A 12,743-nucleotide genomic window follows, 5' to 3' on the forward strand; every position below is an offset into this window, starting at 1 on the left:
CCGATGGGGTATCGGAGCCAGGCTTTGGCAGCCCTGACGGTCTAGGATTAAACCAGTCCAACTTTCGGGGGCTAGTTCACAGCCGGTGGCGGGCTTTTGTATGGGCGCGGGCACAACATGTTGTGGCTACCGCCAAATGTGGCGGTGGCGTTGCCACATTTGGCGGTCAGCGCCACAGTTAGAAAAGGGTTAGCGGTGTAGGCGCGGACGTCCGTGCTCGGCTAGGCGCGTCGCGCAGAGTCGTCCGTCTTCGCGGCTCCTGGAGCAGCGCCGATACTTGCAAAGCTGTCAAGCCCTGTGGACGATTCTTAACACATAGCAAGGCCGCTACGACATACAGGCTGATAAGAGCAAAAAATAGCTGAAGTTATCCACAGATTCACCGCCCCCTCTAGAAAACGCGAGGTCTGGTGGTCAAGGTAGTGGGTATGAGCAGGATATACGATCAGATCAAAACCTCATCGGAGCTGAAAGACGAAGGTATCAGCTCGTCCGAAATTTCTCGGCGGTGTCGACGGGGTCTACTGTATAAGATCGCGACCAATGCCTATACGCCGGTGCAGACGTGGCAAAGTTGGGACGGCCGTCACCGGTTTATAGCCCAGCATGTGGCGTTTATGAAGACGCACCCTCAGTATGTGCTGAGTCATTCATCTGCAGCTCTTTGGTGGGGAGCGCCTTTATTGGAAGCACCCGCAAAGATATGGGTGAGCAGCGCTTCTTCTGCTGTGCGGTCAAAACCGGGTGTACATGTGAGTAGGTCGCGCAAAGAAATCTGTGACCAGGCAGTACTGAATCAGGGGCTAGCTGTGACTACGCCTCTTCAGACGATACTTGACTGCTGCCAGAGTCTTCCTTTTTTGAGTGCTTTGTGCGTTGCAGACTATTTTCTGCACCACCGTTTGGTGCCAGCTGCCGAGCTACGGAGTGCCCTGCTCAAAAGCAGCGGTAGGTATTCGAAACAGCGTCAAAAGATAGCTGAGTATATGAGCGAAAAATCTGAGTCGCCTGCAGAGACGGTTGCACGGTATCTGGTGATGTCGTGGGGTCTGTCTCGGCCTGAGGAACAGAAAGTTATTTGGGTGGGGCAGCGGTACTATCGTCCTGATTTTTTGTGGGAGGATGCCAAGGTCATCCTGGAGGTCGATGGAGACGTGAAGTACTCGGGAGCTTATGGGCAGCCGGATCATGTGCTTCAGAAGGAGGTTATTCGTCAGCGTGACCTTGAGCTGCGAGGCTATCGTTTTGTGCGTGTTAGGTGGAGCGACTTGATGAATAACCCTGAGCTTGTGCGAAAGAATCTGGTGGATAAGGGCGTCCGCTGATGGGCGGGGGCGCAACATGTTGTGGCTACCGCCAAATGTGGCGGTGGCGTTGCCACATTTGGCGGTCAGTGCCACAGTTAGAGAAGGGTTAGCGGTGTAGGCGCGGACGTCCGCGCTCGGCTAGGTGCGCTCAGTTGCAGTCACAGCTGGGGCATAGGTTAGACAAGCCTTCGTCATGGGTTAGCCGCCCATAGTTGAAGGTATGAACAACAGCGCAGACCAGAACATCGAACAGAACCCGCAGCAGACCCAGGCAGAGCAGAAGACCAGCTGGGTCAAATCCAAAACCACTCGACGTACCGCCCTCATCGGCGGTCTGGGCCTTTTGGGCACCGCAGGTCTGGGTAGCGGATGGGCCTACAACCGCTACCTGCGTGACCACACCGAAATCGCAGACGTAGCCGCCTACGAGGCCCAGGCTGCCTCGAACAGCACCACAAGCGCCGCGGCGTCCGACACCGAACTGACCAACATGCAGGTAACCGACACCGGCGTCACCGCAGATAACGGCTCTATCGCCCTGAATACCATCGTGCTCAACGAGGGCGCCAGCGACCAGATCACCGCCTACACCGCGGAGGTCAAGCTGGGGTCGGCGAGCATCCTGCGCTCGGCCTTTGCTAATAACCAGTTCGGCCTGAACATTGTTGACCTGCCCAGCAACATCGGCGCAGAACACAACGCTATCTGGGCTATTAACGGCGACTACTACGGCTTCCGCGAAACCGGCATCGTGGTGCGTAACGGCGTGGTCTACCGCGACTCTCCTGCCCGCACCGGCCTAGCCTTCTACGCTGACGGCAGCGTCAAAATCTACGACGAAACCAGCACCGACGCCCAGACCCTCCTGGCAGAAGGCGTCCTGCAGACCCTCTCCTTCGGCCCGGCCCTGGTCGAAAACGGCGCAATCCTTGACGGTATCGAAGACATTGAAGTAGACACCAACTTCGGCAATCACTCCATCCAGGGGCAGCAGCCCCGCACCGCCGTCGGAGTTATCGGTACCAACCACCTGCTCTTTATGGTGGTCGATGGCCGCTCAGAAGGCTACTCCCGCGGTGCCACCATGACCGAGCTGGCCCAGATGATGCTCGACGCCGGTTGCACCACCGCCTACAACATCGACGGTGGCGGCTCCTCCGTGATGCTCTTCAACGACTCCCTGGTCAATAACCCGCTGGGCAAGGGCCAAGAGCGCGAAACCAGCGACATCCTTTACATCGCAGGAGCCTAAAGGTCATGTTGATCCTGATTCCCGCCTACAAACCTGATACCTCCCTGGTGCGTCTCATCGAAGACATAGACACCCGTGCCAGCGCTGAGGGCATCACCGCCCGCGTACTGGTGGTCAACGACGGCTCCGGCTCAGACTTCGCTCCTATCTTTGAGCAGGTCGAGCAGCTGGGTGCCCGGCTAGCCCCTGCGCCCTCGGTTGAGCGTCGTTTTGCCCGGTCTGGGCTGGTATCGGTGACTGTGCTGCACCTGCCCGCTAACGGTGGTAAGGGTGCGGCGCTGCGGGCGGGAATCACCTGGGCTCAGGCTGAGGCACCCGGTGAGGTTATTGTGACCGCGGACGCTGATGGTCAGCACCTGCCCGCCGATATCCTGGCCGTGGGTAGGGAAGCGGCGGCGCAGGCGTCCGCCGGGCAAAAAACCCTGGTGATGGGCGTGCGAACCATTGCCGACCCCACCGCCCCCGAGACCCGGGTGCCGCTGCGCTCCCGGGTGGGCAACGCCCTGACCGCCGCCCTGTTTGGCTTGTTGACCGGGCAGAAACTGGCTGATACCCAGACCGGCCTGCGCGGGCTGACCCCGCAGATTCTGCCCTGGGCGCTCGATCTGCCCGGTGACCGCTACGAGTATGAGTTCAATATGCTGCTGCGGGCCTCGCGCTTTGGGGTTCAACTGACCCAGGTGCCGATTACTAAGGTTTACGAGCCGGGTAACCCCACCAGCCACTTCAACCCGGTCCGGGACTCCCTGCGGATTTACGCGCCGCTGCTGGCCTTCCTGGCGGCAAGCTTCTCGGGCTTCATCATTGATACGGTGGCCCTGATGGTGCTGGTTGCCCTGGGTGCGCCCCTGCTCCTGGCGGTGGTGGGGGCTCGCGTGACCTCGGCCCTGTGTAACTTCGCTCTTAACCGTATCGTCATGCACGATGGTGGGCCCCGCCCGCAGACCCACCACTCCCTGGGACGCTATGCGGTACTGGCTGTGGCGATTCTGGCGACTAACACCGCTCTGCTGGAGGCCCTCACCTGGATAGGGCTGCCGCTGCTGGCAGCTAAGGTGCTGGTCGAGCTGGTGCTCATCCCGGTCAGTTTTGCGGCGCAGCGCCGCTGGGTGTTTGCCGATCAAGGGCAGGGCACACAGGCAAAGAGCGCGGACGCCGCCCTCCCCGCGCCTGCGCCGGGCGAGCAGGCACGTGAGCAGCAAGCCCTGCTCAAGGTTGCCTAACCCCTAAGAGTTGCGGAAAACGGTGGTGGGCCCGGTCAAAAGACCGGGCCCACCACCCTTGTATATGTTCCTGTAGGGCCTACTTGTAGGAGCCCAGCAGCACTGCCGCGCCGCCGTCCACGCCCTTAGCACCCTGCACGTAGTCGGGGTTGCTCTTGTGCTCGCCAGAATCCTTCTGCACGGTACCCAGCACCCACGAGGGCAGACCGCGCTTGTTCAGGCGCTCAACAGCCGCATCGGCAACAGACGGGTCGACCACAGCAATCATGCCCACACCCAGGTTCAGGGTGCGTTCCAGGTCAGCCTGGGGAACAGAACCCAGCTCACCAATCAGCTTGAAGATAGCGGGAATCTCCCAGGTGGAACGCTCCACCACACCCACAGTGCCCACGGGCAGCACACGGGCCAGGTTAGCGGCCAGGCCGCCACCGGTCACATGCGAGAAGCCGCGCACACCCGAACCGGTCTGGCCGTCCTCACCGTTCACGGGGAAAGCCTCAATCAAATCCAGGCAGTCAGCGGTGTAAATGCGGGTGGGCTCCAGCAGTTCCTCGCCCAGGGTACGGCCTAGCTCAGCAACCTCGCGCTCGTATTCCCAGCCGGCAACCGACAGCACCTTACGCACCAGGGAGTAGCCGTTAGAGTGAATACCGCTGGAGGCCATAGCAATCAGCACATCGCCCTCGCGCACACGGTCGGGGCCCAGCAGCTCGTCTGCCTCGACGATGCCGGTAGCGGCACCTGCCACGTCGTACTCGTCCTCAGCCAGCAGACCGGGGTGCTCAGCGGTCTCGCCGCCCACCAGGGCGGTACCAGCCAGCGAGCAACCCTCAGCCACACCGCGCACAATATCGGCGATGCGCTCGGGCACCACCTTGCCGGTAGCGATGTAGTCAGTCATAAAGAGGGGGCGCGCACCGGTCACCACGATGTCGTCCACCACCATACCCACCAGGTCATGACCGATCGTGTGGTGGATATCGAGCTTCTGGGCAATCGCTACCTTGGTACCCACACCGTCGGTGGAGGTCGCCAGGTAGGGCTTACGGTAATCTTTGAGCACAGATAGGTCAAACAGGCCAGCAAAGCCGCCCACACCGCCAACCACACCGGCCCCGTGAGTTGCCTTGACGGCGTCCTTCATCAGCTCAACAGCGCGGTCGCCCGCCTCAACATCTACACCAGCCGAAGCGTAGGTAACTGCGTTCTGGTTCTCGCTCATTTAGCGGGCCTCTCGGTCAGTGCCGGTAGAATCGGCAGGAATCGTATCTTGGGGAAGGACTAAATCTTCAAGGTCTGAATCGGGGCCAGGCTCACAAGAACCGGTGCCCGATGACGCCGCCGGGGCACCATCAAACTTGTGCTCCAGCGCCTCGGTGCCGGGGCGGGTTTCGATAGACACCGCCTTGGCCTTAGAAGGCTTATGAGCAACAGGACGCTCTACCGTCACCTCAGCCGCGGTACCGGCCAGCGGGCCCCCCTTGGAATCATCAAAGATGGACTTGCCGCGGCGGTCTTCGCTGGGCAGCTCGATGGGGTACTTGCCGGTAAAGCAGGCGGTGCACAGGCGCTCGCGGGGCTGCTCGGTAGCGGCAATCATGCCCTCTTCTGAGATGAAGCCCAGGGAATCTGCACCCAGCGACTTACCGATCTCTTCAATGGTCAGGCCGTTAGCGATCAGCTCGGAGCGCGAGGCAAAGTCGATGCCGTAGAAGCAGGGCCACTTGACCGGCGGGGACGAAATCCGCACGTGTACCTCTTTCGCACCTGCCTCTCGCAACATGCGTACCAGGGCCCGCTGGGTGTTACCGCGAACGATAGAATCGTCAATCACGACCAGGCGCTTACCCTCTACTACGGAGCGCAGGGGGTTGAGCTTGAGCCTAATGCCCAGCTGGCGGATGGTCTGCGAGGGCTGAATGAAGGTGCGGCCCACATAGGCGTTCTTCACCAGGCCGTTGCCGAAGGGAATGCCGGATTCCTCGGCGTAACCAATCGCCGCCGGGGTACCGGACTCGGGCGTTGGCATGACCAGGTCAGCTTCTACATGGTGTTCACGGGCCAGCTGACGCCCCATCTCAACACGGGACTCGTAGACACTGCGGCCCGAAATCGTGGTATCGGGGCGGGCCAGGTACACGTACTCAAAGACGCAACCGGCGGGTTTGGCTTCGGCGAAGCGCTGGGAGCGCAGGCCGTCCTCATCAATCGTGATGAACTCACCGGGCTCTACCTCGCGCACGAAGGACGCACCGACGATATCGAGGGCAGCGGTTTCTGAGGCGATGACCCAGCCGCGGTCAAGACGGCCCAAGACCAGCGGACGCACGCCCTGGGGGTCGCGCGCAGCGTAGAGGGTGTGCTCGTCCATGAAGACCAGGCAGAAAGCACCTGAGAGGGTGGGGAGCAGGTCGAGGGCGGCCTCTTCGAGGCTGTCAAAGTCGTGGTCCTTGAGCAGAGCAGTAACCAGGGCGGTGTCGGTGGTGTTGCCCTGGGCGAGCTCACCGCGTTCGGGGCGCTTGCCGCCGTTCTTGGCTAGCAGGCGGTCGTAGAGGTCAGCCGAGTTAACCAGGTTGCCGTTGTGGGCGAGGGCGAGCGTGCCGTGGGGGGTGTCGCCCAGGGTCGGCTGCGCGTTCTGCCAGATGTTGCCGCCGGTGGTGGAGTAGCGGCAGTGGCCTACTGCCATGTGGCCGGTCATTGAGTTGAGGGTGGCCTCGTCAAACACCTGGGACACCAGGCCGATATCTTTGTAGACGTTCAGGTGTTTGCCGTCGCTGGTGGCGATACCGGCTGACTCCTGGCCGCGGTGCTGTAGGGCGTAGAGGCCGTAGTAGGTGAGCTTAGCGATATCTTCGCCGGGGGCCCATACACCAAAGACGCCGCATTCGTCTTTAGGGCCGTGATCAACGGGGTCAAGGTCGAAGGATAGTTTTCCGTCAGGACGAGCCAAGGTGGTTTTCCGTCTCTTGTTGTGGGGTGGTTATCTCGCCGTGCAGCGTGGGGTAGCACACGTGAGCGAGCGAACATATCAAGTGTACCTGCCCGATACGCTACTGATAAGTAAAGCCCACCGTGTGAACGTTTCTGCTCACGGGTGGGCTTGATTTAGTCTTGCTGGCTGACAGCGCGGTAGGTGGTGGTGCGCTTGGCTGAGCGCTTATCGAGGAGCAGGGCTACTACGATGGCGGTGGCGGTGCAGAGGGCCCCGAAGATAACGGCCATCACGCCGTAGATTGCGCCAAAAGTATAGTTGGGGTTTTCCGGGCCGAGGGCGGTCACAACAAAAGCCACAATGAGGCCGATGAGCAGGCCGGTGATAGCAAATGCCGGTAGGGAGGGGGCGCGGCGCACCGTCAGGTTGGCACGGTCAGGCGCGGACGCCGGTGCAAAATGCTGGCCGGGGGCTGCCTGCTTCTCAGCCTCGGTGAGGGGAGTAGCAGGTTCGGTGGGGCGACGGAATCTCGACAGGATGCTCATAGCTATCAACCTTATCAAGAAGCCGCACGCAGCGAGGCGTAAACGAGCACCGGGGCTAGAGCAGCGGCAGGTAATCGCTCAGATCTGCCCGTAGCCCGGACGCCGAAATCGCGGGGGCGGCACTCTGCCAGCTGGCATAACCCAGCGCGATAGCACACCAGGTCAGCGGGTCGGTTTCAACAACGTTGGGCGGGGTGCCGCGGGTATGCCGCGGCCCGGCAATACACTGGGTCACCCCCATGGGCGGTACCCGCACTTCCACAGAATTACCCGGGGCAAGGGTCGCCAGCTCCTCGAGCAGAAAACGGACGGACGCCGCCCTCACGCCCCGGGGCAGGGCAGCGAAAGCCGCCGCGCGGGCGTCCTCACCCTCTGTACCCTCAAAAACCTGCCGTACCTGGGCAAGGGCGGCGAGGCCGTCCGCCTCGGTAATCTTGCGGCGAATCGCCATTAGAGCAGCCCCTCAAAAGCCGCACCGGGCTCGATAGTACCCACGGGCTGCCCGCCACCGGTGATGGGGAAGGTCGTGGCCGTAACCGCCCGGTCAACGGCCTCGCCCTCAAGAAAACCGGCGGCCTGGAGCGCCCGCACAGCGACCAGGGAAGCAGCCCGGCTTGAGCCATCGAGCATCTTCAGCGCCACCGATGCGCCAGAACGCAACCCGATAGCCAGCACACCCTCAGCCCCGCGCTTGACCACGGCATCGAGGGTCTCAGCCAGCACCGTATCGGAGCCGCCGGGCGCGTGGACGTACTCGGGGTAGTCCACCATAGCGGTGGCCACGGTGGCTGCACGGGCATCGGCCTTAATGTTCTCAACCGCCGCGCCCAGGGTTGAATAGGCGCGGGCGAGGCCCACCAGCGAGGTCGCAGCTACCGGAGCGCCACAGCCATCGACGGTGACGTGCTGGGGAGTTTCGCCCGTGAACTCCTCAATAGTTTGAAGTACCAGCTCCTGCAGGGGGTGGTGCGGGTCGGTGTAGTTATCTGTCGACCAGCCCGACTTCACACAGCCCCACAGAAAGGCCGCGTGCTTACCGGAACAGTTAAAAGCCAGACGCTGCTTGTCGTGGCCGACCCTTACCAGGGCGTGGTAACTGGGCTCATCAGCAGGCCAGGCAGGAGGGCAGAGCAGCGCATCGGCGGTCAGCCCGGCCTCAGCCAGCACCGACTGGGCAACCTTCATATGCTCAAAAGAACCGGTATGGGAACCGGCAGCCAGCGCAATCTGGGCCCCCTGTAGCTCAGCCCCCGCGTTCATCGACGCAATAGCCTGCAAGGGTTTGAGCGCCGAACGGGCATAGACCAGAGCCTCGGGGGATCCCAGGCTCAGGGCGGTAGAACCGTCGGGCGCCAGTACGACCAGCGACCCCACATGGCGGGACTCGATAAAGTCACCACGGGTGACGACTGCCAGCTCTGCTGCCTGCTGCGCGGTAAAAGTCTGCATGCCCACCAGTCTACTGGGTAGCCACTAGCGCTGAAACGAGCGATGCCCGCACTTATTCTGATTCATCCGCAACTAGTTGCGGGTTTTTCAGAATAAATGCGGGCATCTACCGACTGGCCGTGCGAGATGAGCTGGGTGCGGCGTCCTCGCTACTGCTCTTTCTGCTGCTCAGAAAGAGCCTTGAGCGCCTCGCGGGCCGCGCGGGCAGCTCGCTGCGCCTCAACCTGGGCCTCGTCTGCCGCTGCCAGGGCCTGGTCGGCAGCAACCACAGCGGCCTGGGCCAGAGCACGCGTGGACTCAACCGCCACAACCTGGGTGGGGCTGACCGGATGCTCCGGCGCGGACGCCGGTTGCTGAGCGGGTGCCGGGGCCGCCACTTCGTGTCGAGCGTCTTCCACCGGGGCGGACGTCCGCGATTCAGTAGGTGCCGGGGCCGCCTCTTCCTCGTGGGCCTGAGCTTCGAGCTTGGTGCCCTCAACGTCCAGGTCGGGGAGCAGGCGGTCGAGCCAGGCGGGGAGCCACCAGGCCTTTTCACCCAGCAGGTACATGAGCGCCGAAATCAGGGTCATACGCACGACGAAGGCGTCCAGCAGAACACCGACCGCCAGCACGAAGCCGATGGAGGCAATCATGGGGTCACCGGAGAAGACGAAGCCGATAAAGACACCGGCCATAATCAGCGCCGCAGCGGTGACCACGCGGGCGCCGTGATGGTAGCCCACCACAACCGAGGTCTTAGCCCCGCGACCGTGCGAGTAGGCCTCTCGCATGCCCGAGACCAGGAAGAGCTGGTAGTCCATGGCCAGGCCGAAGAGAATACCCACAGCCAGAATCGGCAGGAAGGCAAGCAGCGGGCCGGGGGTTGAGACGTTGAAGAGCTCAGCAGCCCAGCCCCACTGGAACACAGCCGTGGTCGCACCGAGTGCTGCCAGCAGGGAGAAGAGGAAGCCCAGGGTTGCGGTGACCGGTACCAGAATGGAGCGGAAAACCAGAATTAGAACCAGCAACGACAGGCCCATGACCAGCGCAACGTACACCGGCAGAACCTCAGCCAGGTTCTGGGCAATATCAACGGCCATTGCGGTCTGACCGGTGACGCCGAAGGTCACCTCACCGTTCTCGGTTGAGACGGTCATATCACGCAGGGCGTGCACCAGGTCGGTGGTTGACTGGGCGTTGGGGCCCTCGTCGGGAATCACCTGGTAGAGCAGGGCGGAGTTATCGTCAGAGATCATGGCGGGAATGACGGCTGAAACGTCGCTCTGATCCAGAAGATCCTGGCCCACCTCAACCTGCAGAGCCTTAGCCTGTTCCTCGGTGGTTCCCTCGGGCAGGCGGGCTGCTACCACGATGGGGCCGTTCTGACCCTCACCAAACTTGTCGGCAATCGTGGTGTACGAGATGTAGGCAGCTGAATCCGTGGTTTGAGAGGCACCGGTCGGCAGACCCAACCGCATATCGGTCACCGGCAAGGCGACAGCACCCAGCGCCAGAACCACAGCGGCAACGGTAGCAATCGGCTTCTTCAAGATCAGGCCGATCCAGCCGCGGTGGGCCTCCTCGTGGTCAGCCGCCGCCTGCTTAGCTTCTGCCCGAATGGAAGCCGCCTGGGCGTCGTCCTCGCTGGCGGCCTGAGCGCCAGCCGCAATTTTTGCTCGCTGCTTTTTGCTCAGGACGCGCTCACCGAGCAGGGACATCACGGCGGGGGAGAGGGTGGTAGCAACTGCCACAGCAACGGCGACAGCAAAGGCACCGGCGTTACCCATAACGCCCAGGAAGGGAATGCCCACAACGTTCAGACCCAGCAGGGCGATAATGACGGTAGCGCCTGCGAAGAAGACTGCGCCGCCAGAGGTACCGGTTGCCAGGGCAATAGATTCCTTCACGCCCATACCCTTAGCCAGGTTCGTGCGGTGGCGGTTCAGAATGAAGAGGGTGTAGTCGATACCTACAGCCAGACCCAGCATGGTGCCCAGGGTGGGGGTGGTCGAGGTCATCTCCACAAGGCTAGACAGCGAAAGGACGGCCAAGGCAGAAGTACCCACGCCGATAATCGCCGTAATAATCGGCAGGCCAGCAGCTACCAGAGTGCCCAGCATGAGAAACAGGACGATAAAGGCAATGCCGATACCGATAATCTCCGCGGTTGCATTCATATGGGTCTCAACGCCCTGCATGTACTGGTCGTAGGTGACGGTCAGACCGCTATCTGCCAGTACATCAAGCTTCTGCTGGGTTTCTTCGAGAGTTTCCGCCGGGATAGAACCGGTCTCCGCATCAAAGGTAACGGACACGATCGCGGTGGAGTTATCCTCAGAAATCGCAACACCGCTCTGGGACATCTCCAACAGGGCAGCGTTCTGCTCAAGGGTGCTCTTGCCGCTCTCTACCTGGGAGCGGGATTCTTCGAGCTGAGCCAGGCCGGCCTCGTAGTCGCTGCGCCCCTGGTCAAGCTGAGCCTGGGCTTCATCGAGCTGGGCACGGCCCTGGTTGAGCTGTTCAGCGGTCGCATCCAGCTGAGCCCGCTGAGCATCCAGCTGGGCCTGCTGGCCGTTGAGCTCACCGAAAGCTTCCGGCGGTGCTCCCTCACCCTCAAGGCGGCTACGGGCCTCGTTCAGCTGATTCTGGGCGTCCTCAAGCTGGGCGTAGCCCTCATCAAGCTGCTGCTGACCTGAATCCAACTCGGCACGGCGAGAATCAAGCTCGGCCTGGCCCGAATCCAACTGGGCCTTCGCCTGATCGAGCTGAGCCTGGCCGTCCGCCATCTGCTGCTCGCCGCTAGCCAGCTCGGCCTGCCCAGCATCAAGCTGGGCCTGGGCATCCGCAAGCTGCTGAGCAATAGCAAAGGGGTCGTTGACGGTATCGACACCCTCAACGCCCTCAGCCTCAGCAACGGCGCCAGCGACGGCAGCTTTTTGTTCGTCGGTGAAGGCTGAGCCGTCCTCGGTCTGTACGATGGCAGAGCCGGTACCCGCATTGAGATTCAGGTTGAAGGTGTCGGTCAGCTCTTCCTGAACCATCTGCGCCTCGGTGCCAGGAATAGTAATGGAATCGGTCAGCTCCCCTTTAAAGGAAGCATAAGCACCGCCAGCTAGCGCAATCACCAGCGCCCAGATGCCGATGACGGCCCAGGCGCGGCGAGCTGCGAAGCTGCCGACTTTGTAGAGGAATTCAGACATGGTCTGCCGGTTTCCCTTTCGTGTGGTTGTGTTTTCTCTTAAACGGTCTGGTGGGAGGTAACGCTGCCGTCAGCGGCAAATACCGGGGTTCCGGCTGCTACCTGGTGGATATAAGCGTGGATATGGGGCACGAACATCTGGGGCTCGATGACCAGCTGCTTGGCGGGCTCTTCAAAAATATTCTCTTCAAGTTCTTGAGCGAACCGCACAAAGGCGAAAACGTAACCCATCAGCAGGTTGTAGGCGAAGAGACCAAGGGCTAGTGACTGGTCGAGTGATAGGTCGGGGTAGAGCCGATCAATCTCGCTACAGAGGGCGTTGCAGATATCGCCCAGGGTGAGGGTGACTTCGCGGGCTATCAGGTCAAACTCTTCCTCAACCAGTGCTGCGCCCAGAGTGACAAAGCGGACGAGGTTCTGCTGCACCCGTTCGGTTTCTACCGCCTCGTGGAAGTGCTGCACCAGGGCCTGCGGGAGGTCTTCGATGGCGACTCCCCGGGGGAAGGGAGGCTCATCGATGCAGGGTTCGAGGTGGACTGAGAGTTGGTAGGTCAGGGCGTCTTCGAGTTTTTTGAAGTGGTTGAAGACGGTGCGTTCAGAGACCCCTGCCTGCTCTGCGAGAGCCGATGCTGTTAGGCCTGTTCGCCCGCTGGTGAGCACAAGGTGTTCGGCGGCTGCGGCGATCTTTTGTTTGGACGCCGTCGAGCGGGCCCTGCGCCGGTCGAGGGGAGGGGTGTGTTTCAGCATGTATTTACAGTAACTGCAATATTGCAGGAACTGCAAATAGTTGGGGTGTGGGGTTGGGCACGGTTGCGGGTTGCTGGGCGTGGCTGGCGCGGACGTGGGGCGTTGGGTGC

10 protein-coding genes are annotated in these 12,743 nt (G+C 61.7%); 3 read left to right on the forward strand and 7 right to left on the reverse strand.

Translation table 11 applies throughout. The annotated features are described in order from the left end of the window. Positions 1–986: 986 nt before the first annotated feature. From ACFP6B_RS05825 to ACFP6B_RS05835, 3 genes are all read left to right on the forward strand, one after another. Positions 987–1,325, forward strand: a complete 339-nt coding sequence (locus tag ACFP6B_RS05825; protein WP_237185106.1) for an endonuclease domain-containing protein — start codon at positions 987–989, stop codon at positions 1,323–1,325. Between the two features lie 202 nt (positions 1,326–1,527). Further along, entirely contained in the window at positions 1,528–2,559 is a 1,032-nt protein-coding gene (locus ACFP6B_RS05830) for a phosphodiester glycosidase family protein (RefSeq protein WP_377128028.1), read from the forward strand. Positions 2,560–2,564: 5 nt separating this feature from the next. Beyond that, positions 2,565–3,782 carry a GtrA family protein gene (locus ACFP6B_RS05835; RefSeq protein ID WP_377128031.1) on the forward strand — a complete coding sequence of 406 codons (1,218 nt, stop codon included), beginning with the start codon at positions 2,565–2,567 and terminating at the stop codon, positions 3,780–3,782. A gap of 79 nt (positions 3,783–3,861) precedes the next feature. On the opposite strand, the gene purM is transcribed toward ACFP6B_RS05835, so the two are convergent. The 7 genes from purM to ACFP6B_RS05870 all read right to left on the reverse strand — a co-directional run bounded on the left by purM (position 3,862) and on the right by ACFP6B_RS05870 (position 12,633). Continuing rightward, the gene (gene purM, locus ACFP6B_RS05840; RefSeq protein WP_377128034.1) at positions 3,862–5,004 is read right to left on the reverse strand and encodes a phosphoribosylformylglycinamidine cyclo-ligase; all 1,143 of its coding nucleotides are present in this window, start codon (positions 5,002–5,004) and stop codon (positions 3,862–3,864) included. Further along, positions 5,005–6,732, reverse strand: a complete 1,728-nt coding sequence (purF, locus tag ACFP6B_RS05845) for an amidophosphoribosyltransferase (RefSeq protein WP_377128037.1) — start codon at positions 6,730–6,732, stop codon at positions 5,005–5,007. Positions 6,733–6,887: 155 nt separating this feature from the next. After that, positions 6,888–7,259, reverse strand: coding sequence for a hypothetical protein (locus tag ACFP6B_RS05850; RefSeq protein WP_377128040.1), 372 nt, complete (start codon positions 7,257–7,259; stop codon positions 6,888–6,890). Positions 7,260–7,314: 55 nt separating this feature from the next. Then, positions 7,315–7,710, reverse strand: coding sequence for a sterol carrier family protein (locus ACFP6B_RS05855; protein WP_135012526.1), 396 nt, complete (start codon positions 7,708–7,710; stop codon positions 7,315–7,317). Beyond that, positions 7,710–8,708, reverse strand: coding sequence for an asparaginase (locus ACFP6B_RS05860; RefSeq protein WP_377128044.1), 999 nt, complete (start codon positions 8,706–8,708; stop codon positions 7,710–7,712). Before ACFP6B_RS05860 ends, ACFP6B_RS05855 begins: the two co-directional genes overlap by 1 nt. 149 nt (positions 8,709–8,857) lie before the next feature. After that, on the reverse strand, positions 8,858–11,887 hold the full coding sequence (locus tag ACFP6B_RS05865) for an MMPL family transporter (protein ID WP_377128047.1): 3,030 nt from the start codon (positions 11,885–11,887) through the stop codon (positions 8,858–8,860). 38 nt (positions 11,888–11,925) lie between these two features. Continuing rightward, entirely contained in the window at positions 11,926–12,633 is a 708-nt protein-coding gene (locus ACFP6B_RS05870) for a TetR/AcrR family transcriptional regulator (protein ID WP_377128050.1), read from the reverse strand. Positions 12,634–12,743 lie beyond the last annotated feature (110 nt).

The organism is Rothia nasimurium, from assembly GCF_042660305.1.
Lineage (GTDB): Bacteria > Actinomycetota > Actinomycetes > Actinomycetales > Micrococcaceae > Rothia > Rothia nasimurium.

What these genes read in the sequence shown, in the direction of transcription:
- ACFP6B_RS05830 (WP_377128028.1), top strand. Translation starts at nt 1,528, where the DNA reads ATGAACAACAGCGCAGACCAGAACATCGAACAGAACCCGCAGCAGACC.
- ACFP6B_RS05870 (WP_377128050.1), bottom strand. Translation starts at nt 12,633, where the DNA reads ATGCTGAAACACACCCCTCCCCTCGACCGGCGCAGGGCCCGCTCGACG.
- purM (WP_377128034.1), bottom strand. Translation starts at nt 5,004, where the DNA reads ATGAGCGAGAACCAGAACGCAGTTACCTACGCTTCGGCTGGTGTAGAT.
- ACFP6B_RS05865 (WP_377128047.1), bottom strand. Translation starts at nt 11,887, where the DNA reads ATGTCTGAATTCCTCTACAAAGTCGGCAGCTTCGCAGCTCGCCGCGCC.
- ACFP6B_RS05835 (WP_377128031.1), top strand. Translation starts at nt 2,565, where the DNA reads ATGTTGATCCTGATTCCCGCCTACAAACCTGATACCTCCCTGGTGCGT.
- ACFP6B_RS05855 (WP_135012526.1), bottom strand. Translation starts at nt 7,710, where the DNA reads ATGGCGATTCGCCGCAAGATTACCGAGGCGGACGGCCTCGCCGCCCTT.
- ACFP6B_RS05825 (WP_237185106.1), top strand. Translation starts at nt 987, where the DNA reads ATGAGCGAAAAATCTGAGTCGCCTGCAGAGACGGTTGCACGGTATCTG.
- ACFP6B_RS05850 (WP_377128040.1), bottom strand. Translation starts at nt 7,259, where the DNA reads ATGAGCATCCTGTCGAGATTCCGTCGCCCCACCGAACCTGCTACTCCC.
- ACFP6B_RS05860 (WP_377128044.1), bottom strand. Translation starts at nt 8,708, where the DNA reads ATGCAGACTTTTACCGCGCAGCAGGCAGCAGAGCTGGCAGTCGTCACC.